This window comes from Actinoplanes sp. CA-142083 (assembly GCF_050942195.1).
Classification (GTDB): domain Bacteria; phylum Actinomycetota; class Actinomycetes; order Mycobacteriales; family Micromonosporaceae; genus Actinoplanes.
The window spans coordinates 10,324,713-10,341,086 of the sequence record NZ_CP192076.1 but is presented as its reverse complement, the minus strand read 5'-3'; the positions used below and the strand labels follow the sequence as shown (position 1 = coordinate 10,341,086).

The window sequence follows — 16,374 nt, the reverse complement described above, 5'->3', positions numbered from 1 at the left end:
CGGTCTCCTCTATCTGAAGAAGGCCAAGAGTCCTACACCCATACAGGTGAGGAGGACCGGGGTGAGGCAGATGACGGCGCCGAGGATCGGGGTGCGGTCGACCTTGACCCCGCCGCCGCCGTAGACGAAGCCGATCGTCACCCAGCCGAGGCCGAACGCCAGCACCGGCATGCTCAGGCCGCAGAGCAGGGCATAAGTCGGCACCGAGCCTTGCGGGGCGACCAGGTAGAGGACGATCTGCACGATCAGCACCGCGGCGGCGAACGGGCCGTAGATCAGCAGGTTGCGCGCCCACGGGCGCAGCGGGGCGGCCTTCGAGGTGTCGAGCAGGGTGGCGTCCGCGGCGTCGGCGGTCCGCCGGGCCTGCTGCAGCGCGGCCAGCACGGCGGTGGGGCCGCCGGCCATGGCCAGCGACGCCGACTCCAGTTCCGCCGGCCGCGGGGTCAGCTCCATTTCGGGTACGCCGAAGTCGCGCACCAGCCTCGCGTGCTGGGGAGCTAGCCGGGCGCGTACGTCGGCGAACTCTTTGTGTGCGGCCGTGACCGTCGCTTGTTGCTCGCTCGCCGCCGCGCTCGCGGCGCGGCGGACGGCGTCCAGGCGCTGGGCCGCGGCCAAATAGTCCGCCCACGGACCCGGCGCCGCCGGCGTTCCCTGCTGAGCCGCTTGGGCCGGGATGCCGCCCGTCGTTTCCTGCTCCTGCTGATCCGTCATAGCTCGTCGCTCTCGGGCTGCAGGAACGGGACCACCGTCACCGTGCGGTCGGCGTGGCGGTCGTGCAGCAGCGCCCTGTTCGGCCGGGGGTGCCAGTCGACCGGGCGGCCCAGCATCAGCGCCACATCGGACTGCGGGCAATTGAGGAAGAGCAGGCCGGCGACGTCCTCACGGCCGGCGCTGCCACCCGTCTCGTCGGTGAATCGGCGCATGCCCCGCCACCAGGACAGCAGGTGCACACCTCGGCCCGGGCCCTCGCGGAGCAGGCGGCGCAGTCCGGGCAGGCTGCCGGGGCTCGCCGCGTCCATGCCGAACACCACCAGGTAGCCCGGACGCTCCAGATCCATCGCCGCGGCCAGGCCCGCCGCGTCGACCAACTCGACCTCCTGCTGCCGGCCGATCTCCCCGGCCAGCGCCTCGGCGAGCCGGTCACCCTCGGCGACCAGCGAGGAGATGACGAAGCGGGTGGTGCGCGGCGGGTGGAACGCGGCCACGCTGCGGGCGGCGGCGTCGAGCACCTCGGAGCCGGACGCCGACGAGCCGAAGATCGCCAGATGCCGGCCCGGGGACGCGTCGAGCGGGAACGCGGCCGTGGACAGGCTCACGTCGATGACGCGGCCGACCAGAGCGGCCGGGCGCGCGGCGCGGCCGGCCAGAGCGGAGCGGTAGGTCGGGTCGTCGGCCAGATGCTGGTGCGCGTAGCCGGCGAAGATGCGCGGCGGGATCGCCTCGGGGTCGCGGGCGCCCCACAGCTTGTGCCGCAGGGCGCTGAGCACCTCGCGGTCGGCGTGCGGGTCGGGGAAACGGACCACCCGCTCGTGCCCGCGAGTGGCGCCGCGCGGGCCGCCCAGGCCGCCCGCCGTGTTCACCACGGCGGTGCCGAGCGGGAGACCGGCGGCCGAGTCGTTGGTCGGCTCCAGCACGTCGCCGCCGCCTGGCAGGGCTATCCGCACCGGGAACTGGCCGAAGATCGAGTCACGCTTGGCGTACAGGGCCTCGACGCCGAGGACGGTCTGGCTGGCCAGGATCAGATGGATGCCGTACGAGCGGCCCTTGCGGGCCAGCGACTCGAGCAGGCCCACCGCCTCGGTGGCGATCGGGTCGTTGCCGGCCAGGAGCACCTGGAACTCGTCGATGACACAGAGGATCCGCGGCAGGGCTTTTTTCGGGGTGCCGGCTGCTTCCTCGGCCACCACTTGGCGCAAGTCGGCGAAGCGGGTCACGCCGGCGTTCTTGTACGCCACCGAGCGGCGGGTCATCTCGGCGTCCAGCTCGCGGAGCACGGCCAGGCCGTACTCCCGGTCGGACTCGACACCGACGGCACGGGCATGCGGCAGCCAGGTGCGGTCGCGCCGGGTCGGCACGAACTCGGCGAACGACACGCCCTCCTTGAAGTCGAGCAGGTACAACGCCATCTCATCCGGGCTGTACCGGGCGCCGAGGCCGTAGAGCACGTTGATCAGATACGCCGTCTTGCCGGCGCCGGAACGACCGCCGACCAGCCAGTGCGGGGTCAGGTCGTTGAAGCGCAGCACCAGCGGGGTGTCGCCGTCATGGCCGACCACCGTACTGAGGCCGTCGGCCGCGTCGCCGCCCCACAGCGCCTCACCCGGCTCGGGCAGGAGGTCGGCCAGGCCCACCTGAGAGGCGGCAGACGAATGCGCGGCCAGCTCGCGGCAGACCTGATCGATCAGATGCGGCGGCGGATCCTCGTCGAAGTAGGCCGGGGCGTTGAGCCAGCGGGCGTCGGGCATCGAGCCGTAGGTAGCGCCGGGCGGGTCGCCCACCACCACATACGGATCTCGGACCGACACCGTGGTGGTGCGCGGCAGCGGCGCCTGGGTCGTCTCGGCGGTCAGCGGCGGCGGCGGCCAGCCGGCCACGATAAGGTGCAGGCCGGAATCGGGCCCCTGCTGGGCGAGGGCCGCGATGCGCCGCAACTCCTCACCCTCGGTCATGTGTGGCAAGCCGGCGATGACAACCAGCATCATGCGGTCCCGCCGGCTGCGGCGCGGCGCGGCGCCACGGCCCGGGCGCAGCCACTTGTCGGCCTCGGCGAGCACATCGAGCAGGCCCTGCCGGTCGGTGACGGGAGGTGACATCAGGCCGGCGTCATAAAGGTCGGCGAACGGGGCGAAAACGGCGCCACCGCCGACGCCATCGACGGCCCGGACGAGAAGGGACCCGGCCGGGGCGGCGGCGAGCAGGCGCAGCAGCAGGCAACGCAGAAGACCGAAGACCCGGGGGTCGGTGGCGTTGGCGTCGACGGTGAGGTGACCGGTGCCGAGCAGCGGCACGATCACCGGGAAGCGAGCGTCATCGAGCGGCTGAGCGACGCCCAGGCGCACGAACTGGGGTGGGTAGACGCCGCCCAGCGGCGTGTTGGCGGACTGGGCGTCCAACGGGGAGCCCAGCCAGCCCGGCGCGAGCAGCCCCGCGGCGGCCCGCAGCTGCTCGGCGAGCGAGTGCTGCTCCATCGGGTCCGTCGCCGGCCGCGCCTCGGACTCCAGCGCCGCAGCGGCGGCGTCCACCGCCGCGGCCGCCTGCCGATGCAGGGCAGCAGCCTGCTGGACCCGCAAAGCTGAATCCGCCACTGCCCTCACCTCCTGTGTGCGGATAAAACTTATCCCAGACCGGGCCCGGCATCGTGCTCCCGGGGGCCAGCGGGTTCCGTGCCGCGGCATTCACGGCCTTGGGTGGTGTGGCACGGTTCGGGTGGCGGGAGGCACTACTGTCGTATGTGTGCAGCCGCAGGAGCCCGTGACCGGAGCACCACCCCCGCCCCCGGCGGCGGTGCCACCCACGCCCGCGGTGCCCCCTGGTCGCAAGCCCCCCAACCGCCGCATGCGCCTGATCCTGGCCATGGTGGGCGGCGTGATGGCGTTGCTCTGCCTGGGCGTGGCAGGCGTCGTGGTTTCCCTCTACGACGAGGCCACCAAGATTGACCGCAGCGAGCCCGATGTGGTCACCGACAGCTTCCTTATCGCCTACCTTGTGAACCGCGACGACAAGACTGCCCAACTCTTCACCTGCAAAAACACTGATCTCACCGAGATTAGTGCCCTTCGCGAGCAGTTGGTGGCACGCGAGAAGCAGTTCAACGTGAAGGTGTCGGTCAGTTGGGGAGCACTGACTCGCCAGGCTGTTGGCTCCGGCCAGGAGGACGTGACCACCCAGCTGACGATCTCCGGGTCCGCGAATGGCCAAATCAGTAGTAGCCGAAACGAGGACTGGCGATTCCACGTAATCGAGGAGAGCGACAGCTGGCGACTTTGCACCGGCACTAAGGTCGGCTAGCCCTTACTCCACCCATAGCAGGTGAACCGGCACCTCGAGAGTTTTCGGCGCCTTTCCGCTCCACGCCCAGCGATACCAATCGAGCTCGCTAGCCACGCGCGCACAGATGTCACCGACGTCGTTGGTGTGCAACTCGGTCACCGCACGGAGGTCTCGACGCTCGCCGCCATCCTCTAGCAGCTCAGCGACCCTCCTGCCAGTGATGACGCCAGCCTCGAGCGCCGCAACAGGCACCTTTCGCGGCGGTTCGTCCAGTGACACGAGACGCGACGTGACGCCCTGATCCGTCGAGAAGCCGGCCATGCCGAACTCCTCGACCCAGACCCGCTCGATCGGCACCAGCGGAGCGAAGACCTCAGTTTGCTCGGCCTCGGCGCGGTACCACTCGGACTCGACCATGACCGGAACGTAGGTGCGGCTGCCCTGTACGACCTTTTCATCGGCCCGCAGGTCGGCCCGCCAGCCGTGGCCCGGCAGCCCGATGATGACTCGCCGCCCACGAAGCTGTCCGCTCATGTTCGCCGGCGTGGGAACAATCGAGCGGGGCGGGTCCAGCGCCCAGTCGGGATGCCCCGCGAACGGATCTGGCACAGCTCCTCCGGTCATCCCTCACCTCCCAGCGGGGCTCCCTGCTGCCGCATGAACGGCACAGGATCGATCGCCCCCGCGCTCGACCGATCATTGTTCAGGTGTACCTCGAAATGAAGGTGCGGCCCGGATGAATTGCCGCTCGTGCCTACTCGGCCGATGATCTCACCCGCCGTGACCTCCTGGCCCTCCTTCACGAACGGCCGCTGCACCATGTGGCAGTACCTGGTCATGACGTTACCGGCGCTCTGAATCTCCACCATCCACCCGCAGCCGCCCTTGCCCGGGTAGCCGTCGACGTTGCAGGTCTGGCGCCCGCTGTGGTCCTCGTCGCACTTCACTTTGGAGACGATGCCGCTCGCTGCCGCCGCAATCGGCGTGTAGCGACCGACGATCAGGTCGACCCCCTGGTGGGTCGGTCGATCGGCGGTGCGGAAGCCCGAACCGACGCTCGCCTTGACCGGGTTGGTCCAGCCAGAGGCCGCAATCTGACCCCCGGACGCGCAGACCATGCTGACCGAGTTGCCGACGGCACCGGCTGCGCCATCGGCGAGCTCGTTCACAATCTGTGTGGCAACGGGCTCATGCTTCGCGTACGCATCGGGATAAGCGCTGATCTGCACCCGCTGGGCCGCCTCGGTGAGCGGCATGTTCTCCCAGCCCTCGACCGCCTTGAGCTTGTTGTAGAACTTGGTGCTCGCGTAGACCGGATCCGTGACCTGCGCCGGAGTGCCCCACCCGGCGCTCGGCCGCTGTTGGAACAGGCCAAGCGAGTCGTGATCGTTCTTGGACCCCAGGTTGCCGAGGTTGGTGAGCCGGGACTCCTGCATTGCCGTGGCTACGGCGATGACCCAGGCTCGCGGTGGCATCTTGAGGTCCGCCCCGACATTGATGATGACGGCGGCATTCCGGATCTGCGCGGCGCCGTACTGCCGTACCCGGGGAAGCTTTGAATCCGGATCGACCGGGCCACCTTTGCCGCAGCCGAGTGCCGCGTTGAGCTTGTTGTTCTGACCGTCGGTGAGCCCACCGAGCAGCACCGCGGTGACGCTTCCGCCGCAGCACAGCAAGGCGAGCGTCGCGACGAGGGCGACCAGGAGGACTATCCGGCGAGGGCGGGGGACACTCATGACCCGTCCCAGTCGATGCCGTCGACGAGCCAATGGCCGTCGGGCGCGACCAGGCGCAGGTTGAGCTTGCCGGAGTCCATCGTGACGATTGCGTTCACGACGGTCCCGCTGACCGGCACGAGCGACGGCCGTCCGATCACCCGGTCGGCGGGGACGCCGGCCGGGTCGACGCCGTTGAGCTCGTCGGCGAGGTTCTTGGTGGAGTTGGGCAGAAGCCGGTTACGCCACGTTGTCGGGGTGACCTTGTTGTGGTTGCACCAGGCTGAGGCGAAGGCGTAGGCGACTTCCTCGGGCTGGGCCCGGCCCGGAACCGTGGACGGGCTCGGCGGCGGGGCCGAGTCGATGACGCTGTCGTCGTCCTTGGGATCGATGCTGATCGCAGCCTCGGGCGATGACGCCACCACCGGCGGCCGCGCATCGTCGCCATCGGCGAAGATCCGGCCGAGGCCAACTACGGCCGCCACGATCGCCACGATGACGATCGCGACGCCGAGCCGGGAACGGAAGATTCGGTTGAGGCCTAGTTCGAGAATTCGGGGCATGCGATCACTTGGCCTCGGAGCGCACCCGCGGCGTGGCCGGCTCCCGGGTCGTGTTCCCGGTCTCTGGCCGGTAGATGGCGTAGGAAGCGGGTTGCTCGGCGACGTCCGGCTCGGTCCAGGTAGTGGCGCGGCGTGTCCGGGCCGGCGCGGCGGAATCGTGGCGCGGCTTGTCCCCGACGGGGGCCGGCGGGTTGTCGTGCACCGACTCGCTGCCGTCCGGGCGGGTCGGCGCGGGAACGAGCTCGCGTCCTCCGGTCCTTGCCGGCTCGAGCTCGCCACGGTTTGCCGCCGAGTGCGCCGGGTCCTCGAGGCGTGCCTCGGGACGAAGGTTGCTCTGATCGACGTAAACGGTCCGGCCGTTCTTGCCCATCGTCGGCTCGCGGGTCCCGCCGCCTTCGACGACGTCAAGCTTGGCCGCTTCCCGCATGTCCCGGAAGAACCTCCGGTGCCACTGTCCGGCCGACGCGATCGCACGCGTGCTGTCCTTGCCGCCCAGCTGCGTGATCCGCCGGTATGGACGCAGCAGCAACCACCCGACCACGCCACAAAGCCACACAAGCACGACCTGCAGCCAGCCAGGCAGGCTCGGCGTATTCATAATCAAGTCGACTGCGAACAGGTAGACGGCCGCGCCTGTTCCGAAGATTGCGATGTTGAAGATGGCGGCGACGACGGCATTGCCCAGTCGCCGGATTCCTGCGCTAGCCGGGCGGAGTAGACCCACTGTGCCTAGGATCGGAGCAGCGATTACCGCCCAACGGAAGATCAGGAATCCGAGCAGCACCAGGACCGACGCGGTGAGATCAAACATCGCGAACATGATCGAAGCCAGCACGGAAATGAAACCCGCACCAATGCGGTCCATGCCGTTTACGCCCTGCAGGTACTGATACGCCTCAGGGTCTTCTTGCTTGATCTGCTCGGCGACTTTCTCCCACTGGGTGTTCTTCTGCTTGATCAGGGCGTCCCGTGTTTGCGGATTGGCGCGCAGCTTTTCGGCTTCCTGCCACGAGATCGACTTGGCGTCATAGAGAGCGAGGCCGTATTTCTTGGCGGTTTCACTGTCGGCCGAGCCGAGTAGACCGCGAAGGAAGTTCCGGTAGAGAATCGTTTCGGTTGCCGTGTCGCTTGCCCTGACCGCAGGCGGCCGGTTGTCATCGCATGCCCCAGGTGTCGGGTCGTCACACTGACCTGGCGGCGTGTCATGAGCGCGAGGGCCGACGGCATCATGAACAACGCCGAGACTTGTGATGAGGGTCTGGTCTGCCAAGTTGGCAGACCGCACGGGCCATGCCGCGATCGCGGTCACGGCGACCATCACAAGAATGGCCCAGCCCGCAGTCGTCGTCGCTGCGCCCATGTCGGCCTGCCGCGATCGCCAGAGCAGATACAAGCCGACAACGGCCAGGGTGATAACTCCGAAAACGCTGAAGACCTTTTCGTAGACAGCCTTGGTGGCTTGATCTACTAGTGGATCGGCCCAGCCCCAAAGTGTCTGCGGATCCCATGCGCGCTCACGAAGCGCATTCGATGCACCGATAACCGCCGTAGCGATCATGAATTCGCCGTTGGCGACAGTTGTTTCGAACTTGTAGTCCGGATCTATAAGCGTGGATGCGCAGCCACTGTCCAGATCGTATGTGGTGTAGCTGTAGCCGGCGTAGCCGTATTTGCTGTAAAGGCCGTCGTAGCCCAGCCCGTCAGCTGATGCCGGTCGTTCCGCGAACCATCCAGCGAGGCCCGAGTCCGGTGTGCTGGGAGTGGGCGGCAGGAGACACTGAGCGCGGCTCGCGCTGACATCAGTCAGTCGGCTTACGCACGCCTTGAAGTCGGCTTGCCACTCCTCGGTGCTGCAAGCGCCCCCAGGCGCCTTCAACACCCCACCACCCACCGCAGCCCCCGCAGGCGCAGGCGCCGCCACCGCCCAAACGATCGACGCCACCACCGTGACGAACATCGTCATGGCCAGCGCCAACGCCCGCCGCACCATTCTCAATCCTCCATGTCCGACGCAGACATCGGAATCGCCGCCGGCGGTGCCTTCGTCGCCGCAGGCGTGGTGTCCAGGTGCTCCAGCAGGCCCTCGACGTACGACACGTCCACGCGCACCTTCTGCACGCGCCCGTCCACGTCGCGCATCACGAACTCGCGGAACCCGAGACGGTTCGACGATGAGGTGTCGACCTGGGACAGCGAGGCCAGCGTCGCCTCGTACCCGTCGTGGACCGGCACCCGCAGGAGGCGTAGCGCCTCCGACGCGATTTCCTGGTCCTCCGCGATGCGACCCACGAAGACCGTGGAGACGAGGTTTTGCACGTCCAAGCCGAGGATGTCGCGCGGGTTCTGCGACGCCACGAGCGCCGCCAAGTTCCACTTCCGGGAGTCGCGGGCGAGTCGTACCAGGAAGGAGCGGCCGGACCGCCAGCCCTCCATGAAGTGCGCCTCGTCGAGGCCGACCATCTTGCGGGACGACATCGAGCCGCCGTAGCAGCGCCGCACCGCGAGCCGGTGGGCCGTGTGCAGCATCGGCAGCGCCAGTGCTTCTTCCGCCGACCAGTACTCCCGCTCGATCTTCAGGTCGGGCAGGCGCAGGCCGGCCATCGTGATGACCGTCAGCGCCGCGTCGGCGCCCAGCAGGTGCTGCGGCGGCGAGCCGAAGAACAACAGCGCCAGCGGCATCTCGGCGGTGTCGAGCAGCAGGTTGGCGAGTTCCTGTCCGTCGTGGTCGAGGCCCTGCAGGGTGCGGACCACGTCGTCGAGGGTGGACGACTCCTCGGCGGGTACCTGCCGGACCGCGTGCCGGAGCAGTGTCGCCGTCGAGGCTTCCTTGGCGACCTGCGGCGGCACCAGCATCGAGCAGATGTCCTGCACCAGCATGCGGCGCTCGGCGCGGGCGTTGGAGACGGCGATCTCGAACTCGCGGTCGCCGCCGGGGCCGGTCGGGAACTCGGAGCGCACCGGGGTCGGGATCAGCGCGTAGGGCGCCAGGGTTCCCTGTTCCGATCCGGTCAAGTTCAAGACCCGGGAGTACGGCCGCAGCTCCGGCATCTGGCACAGCCGGGCGAGCGGGCCGGACGGGTCGAGCAGGGTCACCTGGACGCCACGGCGGGCGTTCAGGTACCCGAGCGCGCCCATCAGCGTCGACTTGCCACCGCCGGGCTCGGCCACGAACACCCCGAGGCCGGAGCGCTCCCGCACCTCCATCGGGAAGTGCAGGTCGAGGAAGACCGGACGGCGGCAGGTCCCCGAAGTACGCCCGATCAGGTCGCCACGTCGGTCGCCGACGGTCGATGCCGCTTGCGGCAGCGCCGCGGCCAGCAGCTTGACCGGCATGCGTCGGACGTAGCCGGTGTTGGCGATCGGCTCGCCGGGGATGAACTCGCGGGCCAGCTGGTCCTGGTTCTTCGGGTGCTGCAGCGAGATCCGCAGCTCGCGCGAGTACAGCTGGATCAGCCGGCGGGCCCGCTCGAGGCATTCCTCGCGGGTGGCGCCGCTGACCGCGATCCGGTGCCAGCCGTGCGCCCGGGCCGACTCGACCGGCAGGCCGGTGGTCATCTCGTCGCCGATCACCAGCGCTCGCTTGGCCAGGCGCTCCAGCTCGGGCGGGGCGTCGATGCCGTGCTCGGCGTAGTCGAGCTGCTGCGACCGGATCATGCGGAGCCGGTGCTCGAGGTTCTTGAACGAGCTGTTGGAGCCGAGGATGTCGATCCGCGAGGACAGCTCCATCGGCCACGGCAGCCGCTCGTGGAAGTGCAGCCACGGCTCGTGCTTCTCGGGGATCTCGAGCGGCTCCATCCGGCCGACGGAGAGCACGGCGACGTGCCGCTCCTCGCCGGTCATCCGGTTGACCAGCTTGACCGTGGACCCGTACGGCGTCCGGTAGCGCTCGACCTGCTCGGTGAGCGCGAGCAGGTCGCCGGCCTCCCACTGCCCGTTGGTGATCGGCGAGAGCATCGTGGGTGGCGCCATGCCGAGCGCCACCGAGCGGTACATCAGCCATTCCAGCTCGGCGGGGACGACCCGGCGGCCGCGCATGCCGAACGCGTTGAGCACCTCGTCGAACTGCTCGACGGTGCGGCCGAGCTTGCGCCGCTCGCCGTCCGAGGTGCCCTTGCCGAACATGCGCAGGATCCGCTCGCTGAACGTGTCGCCGAGCGAGCGCCGCGCGAACGTCACCCCGAGGTACGTCTGTCCCTCGGCGTGGTTGACCGAGAGCAGGTGGCGCTGGGCGGCGACGAGGTGGTCGGACCAGGAGGTGGCGCCGCGCACGTCGGGCAGCGGCTTGGCGGTGAACGAGTCGACCGTGCGGGCCCACTCGTCGGCCGGGAAGGGCCGGTTGGTCCGCCGCAGGTGCAGGCGGAAGCCGGCGAGGCCCGCGTACTGCTCGGAGATCGCCGACAGCAGCGCCTCCCGCTCGGCGTCGGGCCGGAACGCCCAGCGCACCTCGGGCAGCGAGTACCAGGCCGTGACCGTGCTCTGCGTGAAGGTCAGGTGCCCGGCGATCTCGCTGATCGCGAGCTCCATGGCCGGGTCGCGGTCGTTGAACTTGAGCTTGTGCGGGCGCAGCTGCGCGGCCTTGACGTCCTTCTTCGAAGGACGAGCGGGAAGGTTTTCCTTCTTCTTGGCCGGGGACTTCTCCTTGCGCTTCGCGGGCGGCTTCGCCGGAGAGGGTACGGGTAGAGCAGCGTCCGGTTCGGTCTGCGCCGGCGGAGCGTACGGCTGCACGGCCGCCGCCGGAGCGGGCCGGGAACCAACCGTCTGCCACAGGGGAGTCGGGGTCTCCGGCGGAGCGATGGCGACCGGCGGTGCCGCCGGCCAGTCGTCGAGGTCGGGCCACTGATCGCCGGCCTGGCCGCCGTTGTCCTGATAGAAGTCGGCCTGGGGACCGACCGGCGCCCGGCTGATCGGCGAGACCGTCTCGGGCACGCCCCAGGCCCCGTCGGGCCCGTCAGCCACACCGGCCGGAGGAACGGACGCAGGCGGAGCAAAACCGGGCGGCGCGGAGGCAGGCGGCGCGGAGGCAGGCGGCGCGGAGGCAGGCGGCGCGGAAGCGGGCGGCGCGGAAGCGGGCGGAGCCGAGGCAGGCGAAGGCGGCGCGGAGGCCTGCGGTGGCGGCGAGGGCGGCAGCGTCTTCAAACTCGCCGCCGTTTCCGGGGAGTCGAAATCGAACCCGAAGTCGAAGTCGGGATCGGACTCCGCCGGCGGAGCGGGCGCCGGCGCGGGCGAGCTCACCGGGGCCGCCGAGACCGGCGTCCCGCCGAACAGGTCGAGGAACGGCGAGTCGATGTCAAGCGTGGTGTCGACGGCTCCGCCGCGCGGCCGGACCGGCTGCGGCGCCTGGAAGACGCCGACCGCGCCATGGCCCGGCGCGGCAACGAGCTCTTCGGGATTCGTATCAGCGGAATCCGCCGCAGAGTAGTGGTCCGAACGCATACCGTTACTCTGCCTGCCCTGCGTGGCTGCGTCCGCGCGGGGTTGCCCGTGCGGTAGTGATCCGGTCATGCGCCAACCCCGAGGGAGCGTGCGGCAAAACTGGTCATACCAACTCCTCCCGAACCCGGATGCGAGTGGCGACAAGTCTCGGATCGCGTTGTTCCACGGCCGGCTCGCGCGTACGGCGCCAGTCGGTGAGCGCGGTGCGGATGACGACCCGGGCCGGCCGGTCGGGGTCGACGTGCCGGAACACGTAGGACGTCGTGACCATGGCGAGGGCGATCTCCCACGCCGGGAACACGTCGAAGTCGAACGTGATCAGGTAGTGCCCGAGCATGAACAGGGGGACCAGCGCGACGAACATGCCGTACTGCGCGTACGGCAGATGGATGGGCAGCGTGTATCCGGGCGGACCCAGATAGACCAAGCGCGCCCGGTAGATGTCGTCGTCGGTACGAAGCCGCATCTCAGCTGAAGATCAGATCGATGAGGTAGTCGCCGACGAAGAACAACGTCGCCGCGCCCGCGATGAACGCGAGACCGACGATGGCGATGGCCGAACTGGTCAGCACCTTCGAGATCTCACCGCGGCTGGCCCGCCCGATGAAGATCACGCCGAGCACCGCGAGAAGGATCGGTGCGATGTTGCTGGCGAAGAAAGTGACGATGCCTTGGGTGTTGATGCCCTTGGGCTCGGGTGCGGCCAGCGTTCCCTGCTGGACGGCTGCCACGACATGCGTGACGAGCTCGGTGGCGATCATTGGTAAACCTCCCCGTGTCCGGTTAGGGGGGTCCGGACACGTCGCAGTTGTGAAGCCGCACGGCGACGCCCATATCGTGCTACTTCCAGCTCACCGCGTCGAGTGAGCTGTTCGGGCACTGCCATGCTCGTCTGCTCTCTTCGGTTCCTTCATGATGCCCAGATCCGAAGAGTACGGCGCGTTTTTCCTGGCTTCAAGCGGCCCATTCGTTACGCAAGGTAAACGCATGCGTGAAAATGAGTCACCAGACATCGTACATACGTGCCACAACCCGCCCGTCCTACCCTCGTTCCGTGACGAGTCAGGCAAGGGATGCGCAGCTCACGGGCGGGGAAACATACCGACGAGATCACCCGGTCGTGATGGGGATCGTCAACGTCACCCCGGACTCCTTCTCGGACGGCGGCCGGTACACCGACGTGGACGCCGCGATAGAACATGGCATGGCGTTGCGCCGCGCCGGGGCGGACATCGTGGACATCGGCGGCGAGTCGACCCGGCCCGGCGCCGAGCGGGTGGACGCCGGGACCGAGACGGCGCGGGTCGTCCCGGTGATCACCGAACTGGCCGCCGCGGGCGTGCCGATCAGCATCGACACCACCCGGGCCGCGGTCGCGGCGGCCGCGCTCGAGGCCGGCGCCACCGTGATCAACGACGTCTCGGGCGGCCTGGCCGACAAGTCGATGGCCTCGGTGGCCCGCGACGCCGGCTGCCCGTGGATTCTCATGCACTGGCGCGGGCACTCCCGTGACATGAACAAACTCGCCGTGTACCACGATGTGGTCGCCGAGGTGCGGGCCGAGCTGCTCGAGCGGGTGGACGACGCGGTCGGCGCCGGCGTCGACCCGGGACAGATCATTCTCGACCCGGGTCTGGGCTTCGCCAAGAACGCCGAGCACAACTGGGAGCTGACCCGCCGGCTGGACGTGTTCATCGACCTCGGCTATCCGGTGTTGTTCGCGGCAAGCAGAAAGACCTACCTGGGCCGGCTGCTGGCCGACGCCGAGGGCCATCCCCGCCCGGTCGACCAACGCGAGGCCGCGACGCTCGCGACCTCGGTGCTGGCGGTGGCGGCCGGCGCCTGGGGCGTACGCGTCCACGACGTCCGCGGCACGGCGGACGCCCTAGCCGTCTGGCGGGCCTCCGGCTCGCCGGAATTGAAGAGGTGAACGTGACCGGGAAGATCACGCTGAGCGGCCTCAAGGCGCGCGGGTTCCACGGCGTCTTCGACTTCGAGCGCCGGGAAGGCCAGGACTTCGTCGTCGACGTCGTCCTCGAGCTCGACCTGAGCAAGGCCGCTGCCAGCGACGACGTGACCGACACCGTGCACTACGGCGAGCTCGCCGAGCGCCTGATCGCGGTGATCACCGGCGAGCCGGTCAACCTCATCGAGACGCTGGCCGACCGGCTGTTGGCGGTCTGCCTGGCCGACGACCGGGTGGCAGCGGCCGAGGTGACCGTCCACAAGCCGCAGGCGCCCATCCCGCACGAGTTCACCGACGTGGCCGTCACTCTGCGCCGGAGCCGGTCGTGACCCGGGCCGTGCTGTCCGTCGGCAGCAACCTGGGCGACCGCTACCGCCACCTCCAGCAGGCGGTCCGCCTGCTCGGCGAGAGCGTGGCCGTGGCGTCCGGCGTCTATGAGACACCACCGTGGGGCGATACCGAGCAACCCTCGTACCTCAATGCCGTGGTCCTTGTCGTTGACCCGAAGGCCGGACCGCATGACTGGCTAGAGCGGGCGCGCGCGTGCGAGGCGGCGGCCGGCCGGGTGCGCGATCCGGAGCGCCGGTTCGGCCCGCGCACGCTCGACGTGGACGTGATCGCGGTCTGGGATGCCGACGACCAGCCGGTGATCATCGACGATCCGGAGCTGACGCTCCCACACCCCCGGGCCCACCAGCGGGCGTTCGTGTTGCGGCCGTGGATCGACATTCAGCCGTACGGGCAATTGCCCGGCCACGGCTGGCTCACCGACCTGCTCAACGATCCCGCCCTCGCCGACGACCTCGCCGGTATGACCCCGCGGCCCGATCTGCCGTTAGAGTCGAGGTTGTGAGCAGCAACCCCCAGGCGCCCAAGTCGGACCCGTCGATGCGGCCGACGAGCATCTCGGTGCTGATCGTCGCGGGCCTGGCCGCGGCCGCGCTCGGCTGGCTGCTGCTCAGCTTCTCCTACTCGTCGCTGCCCGACCTGCCCTGGTCCCCGGTGATAGTGCTGGTCGTGCTCGCGATCGCCGAGGGCCTGCTCGCGCAGAACACGAGTGCCCGCATCCAGCGCAAGCCGGGCACGCTGCCGGTCGACCCGCTCGCCGTCGCCCGTTACGTCGCGCTCGCCAAGGCGTCGTCACTCGTCGGGGCGATTTCGGCGGGGTTCTCGGCGGGTCTGGTGGCCTGGCTCGCGATGGAGCCCACCCAGGCCGCGCACGACGACCTGCCGACCGCCGTGGGCGGCCTGGTCTCCGCGCTGGCCCTGATCGGGGCCGCGCTCTGGCTCGAGCGCGCGTGTCGCATTCCCGAGCAGCCGGACGCCAAGGACGAGGACGACTCCGATCGGCCCACCGGCCGGCGGTGATCCCGCCGCTACCCGCCGTCATCGATCCGGCACTATTTCGGCCTTGAACTGAGACCGACCACTATCCGTATGCTTCGGGGCGCGAGCATCGAGGAGGCGCGAGGATGGCGTACGACGAGACGACCTTCCGTCGGACTGAGGAGCAGCCGACCGATCCGGCCGCCTACCGAGCGAACACCCTGGCCGCGGCCGAGCAGCGCCGCCGGGAGGAGCTGGCCGCCGAGGCGGTGGCCGCGGACACCTCGCCCGACGTGCTGCGCCGCGACGACGACGGGCGTGACCGGCTCGGCATCCATCTCGGCTGGGAGGTCGTGCTGCTGCTGGCGGCCGCGGCCTTCGCCTTCCTGCTCTGGCGGCTCGACCCGGGCAGTCTCAAGCGTCCCGCCCTCGACAACCTGCTGGTGAACGGTGCCGCGATCGGGCTGCTCACGCTCGGCGGCGGGCTGACCCTGCGGGCCGGCGTGCCCAACCTCGCGATCGGCCCGATCGCCCTGGCCGCCGCCCTGCACTACGCCGAGCAGGGCGATCAGGGCCTGCTCAAGGCCGCGATCCCGGCGCTGATCTTCGCGGCGGCCGGCGCGATCGTGATCGGCCTGCTCGTCCTCGTGCTGCACGTGCCCGGCTGGGCGGCGACGCTCGCGGCCGCGCTCGGCGTGATCGTCTACGACCAGCTGCGCATCGCCCCGGTTGTCGTGCAGGGCGATTACGACCCCACCGACCAGGCGTTCTTCCTCTTCGGCGGCTTCGCGCTGCTGGCCGTGGTCGGCGGCGCGCTCGGCACGATCACCCCGGTGCGCCGCTGGCTGGGCGGCATGCGCCCGCACGGCGACCCGGCCCGCCGCCGCGGCGCGGTGGTGGCCGCCCCGGTGATCCTCTCGCTGGTGCTCTCGTCGCTGTTCGCGGTGGCCGCCGGCATCCTGATGGCCGCCCAGTCGGCGGGCCCGATCGTCCCCGGCACCGGCCTCGAGTGGAGTGGCATCGCCCTCGGCCTGGCCATGCTCGCCGGCACCAGCGCGTACGGCCGCCGCGGCGGCATCTTCGGCACGCTGTTCGCGGTCGCGGCCCTCACCCTCTTCCTCGACTGGTCGAGCCGCAAGGGCCTGGACATCGCGCTGTTCGCGACCGCGGCCTGCGTCTTCGGCGGCGGCCTGATCGTGACGCGGCTGGTCGAGACGTACGGCCGGCCGCTCTCGCCGGGCAGCGGCGAGGACTGGAACGCGGCCCCGACGAACGGCGTGACGAACTGGACGCCCGACCTGGAGGCCTGGAACTCGGCGACGACCACGCCGGCCCGCACCGACCGCTGGGACGAGGGACCCTGGGGATCCAGCCGGTAGCC

General features: G+C 69.8%; 15 protein-coding genes. 6 read left to right on the top strand and 9 right to left on the bottom strand.

Features of this window, described 5'->3' with window-relative positions:
* Positions 1-9 precede the first annotated feature (9 nt).
* Together ACQPZX_RS47865 and ACQPZX_RS47860 are read right to left on the bottom strand one after the other, a co-directional pair.
* On the bottom strand, positions 10-711 hold the full coding sequence (locus ACQPZX_RS47865) for a hypothetical protein (protein WP_433371634.1): 702 nt from the start codon (positions 709-711) through the stop codon (positions 10-12).
* Complete coding sequence (locus ACQPZX_RS47860) at positions 708-3,314, bottom strand: FtsK/SpoIIIE domain-containing protein (protein WP_433371631.1); 2,607 nt, start codon at positions 3,312-3,314, stop codon at positions 708-710. The genes ACQPZX_RS47865 and ACQPZX_RS47860 overlap by 4 nt, the downstream gene beginning before the upstream one ends.
* Before the next feature lie 241 nt (positions 3,315-3,555).
* On the opposite strand from ACQPZX_RS47860, the gene ACQPZX_RS47855 reads away from it, so the two are divergent.
* The gene (locus ACQPZX_RS47855; RefSeq protein ID WP_433371628.1) at positions 3,556-4,008 is read left to right on the top strand and encodes a hypothetical protein; all 453 of its coding nucleotides are present in this window, start codon (positions 3,556-3,558) and stop codon (positions 4,006-4,008) included.
* Positions 4,009-4,011: 3 nt separating this feature from the next.
* On the opposite strand, the gene ACQPZX_RS47850 is transcribed toward ACQPZX_RS47855, so the two are convergent.
* The 7 genes from ACQPZX_RS47850 to ACQPZX_RS47820 form a co-directional block, all read right to left on the bottom strand.
* The gene (locus tag ACQPZX_RS47850; RefSeq protein WP_433371625.1) at positions 4,012-4,614 is read right to left on the bottom strand and encodes a hypothetical protein; all 603 of its coding nucleotides are present in this window, start codon (positions 4,612-4,614) and stop codon (positions 4,012-4,014) included.
* A complete protein-coding gene (locus ACQPZX_RS47845) occupies positions 4,611-5,726 on the bottom strand; it encodes a M23 family metallopeptidase (RefSeq protein ID WP_433371622.1) in 1,116 nt (371 codons plus the stop codon). The genes ACQPZX_RS47850 and ACQPZX_RS47845 overlap by 4 nt, the downstream gene beginning before the upstream one ends.
* Positions 5,723-6,268, bottom strand: coding sequence for a hypothetical protein (locus ACQPZX_RS47840; RefSeq protein WP_433371619.1), 546 nt, complete (start codon positions 6,266-6,268; stop codon positions 5,723-5,725). Before ACQPZX_RS47840 ends, ACQPZX_RS47845 begins: the two co-directional genes overlap by 4 nt.
* Before the next feature lie 4 nt (positions 6,269-6,272).
* Complete coding sequence (locus tag ACQPZX_RS47835; protein ID WP_433371616.1) at positions 6,273-8,258, bottom strand: MFS transporter; 1,986 nt, start codon at positions 8,256-8,258, stop codon at positions 6,273-6,275.
* Positions 8,259-8,260: 2 nt separating this feature from the next.
* Complete coding sequence (locus ACQPZX_RS47830) at positions 8,261-11,701, bottom strand: ATP-binding protein (RefSeq protein WP_433371613.1); 3,441 nt, start codon at positions 11,699-11,701, stop codon at positions 8,261-8,263.
* Positions 11,702-11,804: 103 nt separating this feature from the next.
* Complete coding sequence (locus tag ACQPZX_RS47825; RefSeq protein ID WP_396037552.1) at positions 11,805-12,167, bottom strand: hypothetical protein; 363 nt, start codon at positions 12,165-12,167, stop codon at positions 11,805-11,807.
* A gap of 1 nt (position 12,168) precedes the next feature.
* On the bottom strand, positions 12,169-12,462 hold the full coding sequence (locus ACQPZX_RS47820) for a hypothetical protein (protein ID WP_433371609.1): 294 nt from the start codon (positions 12,460-12,462) through the stop codon (positions 12,169-12,171).
* A 362-nt stretch (positions 12,463-12,824) separates the two neighbouring features.
* Between ACQPZX_RS47820 and folP the strand changes: the two genes are divergently transcribed.
* The 5 genes from folP to ACQPZX_RS47795 all read left to right on the top strand — a co-directional run bounded on the left by folP (position 12,825) and on the right by ACQPZX_RS47795 (position 16,372).
* Entirely contained in the window at positions 12,825-13,631 is an 807-nt protein-coding gene (folP, locus tag ACQPZX_RS47815; protein ID WP_433385954.1) for a dihydropteroate synthase, read from the top strand.
* Between the two features lie 2 nt (positions 13,632-13,633).
* Positions 13,634-13,996, top strand: a complete 363-nt coding sequence (gene folB, locus ACQPZX_RS47810; protein WP_433371606.1) for a dihydroneopterin aldolase — start codon at positions 13,634-13,636, stop codon at positions 13,994-13,996.
* Positions 13,993-14,520, top strand: a complete 528-nt coding sequence (folK, locus tag ACQPZX_RS47805; RefSeq protein WP_433371603.1) for a 2-amino-4-hydroxy-6-hydroxymethyldihydropteridine diphosphokinase — start codon at positions 13,993-13,995, stop codon at positions 14,518-14,520. Before folB ends, folK begins: the two co-directional genes overlap by 4 nt.
* A 35-nt stretch (positions 14,521-14,555) precedes the next feature.
* Positions 14,556-15,035 (top strand): DUF3180 domain-containing protein, encoded by a 480-nt coding sequence (locus ACQPZX_RS47800; protein WP_433385951.1) that lies wholly within the window; start codon positions 14,556-14,558, stop codon positions 15,033-15,035.
* A gap of 104 nt (positions 15,036-15,139) precedes the next feature.
* Positions 15,140-16,372 carry an ABC transporter permease gene (locus ACQPZX_RS47795; protein ID WP_433371600.1) on the top strand — a complete coding sequence of 411 codons (1,233 nt, stop codon included), beginning with the start codon at positions 15,140-15,142 and terminating at the stop codon, positions 16,370-16,372.
* Positions 16,373-16,374: the final 2 nt, after the last annotated feature.

Excerpts from the sequence above, each read along its gene's own strand:
- ACQPZX_RS47855 (WP_433371628.1), top strand. The coding sequence starts at position 3,556 with ATGCGCCTGATCCTGGCCATGGTGGGCGGCGTGATGGCGTTGCTCTGC.
- ACQPZX_RS47845 (WP_433371622.1), bottom strand. The coding sequence starts at position 5,726 with ATGAGTGTCCCCCGCCCTCGCCGGATAGTCCTCCTGGTCGCCCTCGTC.
- ACQPZX_RS47830 (WP_433371613.1), bottom strand. The coding sequence starts at position 11,701 with ATGCGTTCGGACCACTACTCTGCGGCGGATTCCGCTGATACGAATCCC.
- ACQPZX_RS47865 (WP_433371634.1), bottom strand. The coding sequence starts at position 711 with ATGACGGATCAGCAGGAGCAGGAAACGACGGGCGGCATCCCGGCCCAA.
- ACQPZX_RS47850 (WP_433371625.1), bottom strand. The coding sequence starts at position 4,614 with ATGACCGGAGGAGCTGTGCCAGATCCGTTCGCGGGGCATCCCGACTGG.
- ACQPZX_RS47835 (WP_433371616.1), bottom strand. The coding sequence starts at position 8,258 with ATGGTGCGGCGGGCGTTGGCGCTGGCCATGACGATGTTCGTCACGGTG.
- ACQPZX_RS47795 (WP_433371600.1), top strand. The coding sequence starts at position 15,140 with ATGGCGTACGACGAGACGACCTTCCGTCGGACTGAGGAGCAGCCGACC.
- ACQPZX_RS47820 (WP_433371609.1), bottom strand. The coding sequence starts at position 12,462 with ATGATCGCCACCGAGCTCGTCACGCATGTCGTGGCAGCCGTCCAGCAG.
- folP (WP_433385954.1), top strand. The coding sequence starts at position 12,825 with ATGGGGATCGTCAACGTCACCCCGGACTCCTTCTCGGACGGCGGCCGG.
- ACQPZX_RS47825 (WP_396037552.1), bottom strand. The coding sequence starts at position 12,167 with ATGCGGCTTCGTACCGACGACGACATCTACCGGGCGCGCTTGGTCTAT.
- ACQPZX_RS47840 (WP_433371619.1), bottom strand. The coding sequence starts at position 6,268 with ATGCCCCGAATTCTCGAACTAGGCCTCAACCGAATCTTCCGTTCCCGG.
- ACQPZX_RS47800 (WP_433385951.1), top strand. The coding sequence starts at position 14,556 with ATGCGGCCGACGAGCATCTCGGTGCTGATCGTCGCGGGCCTGGCCGCG.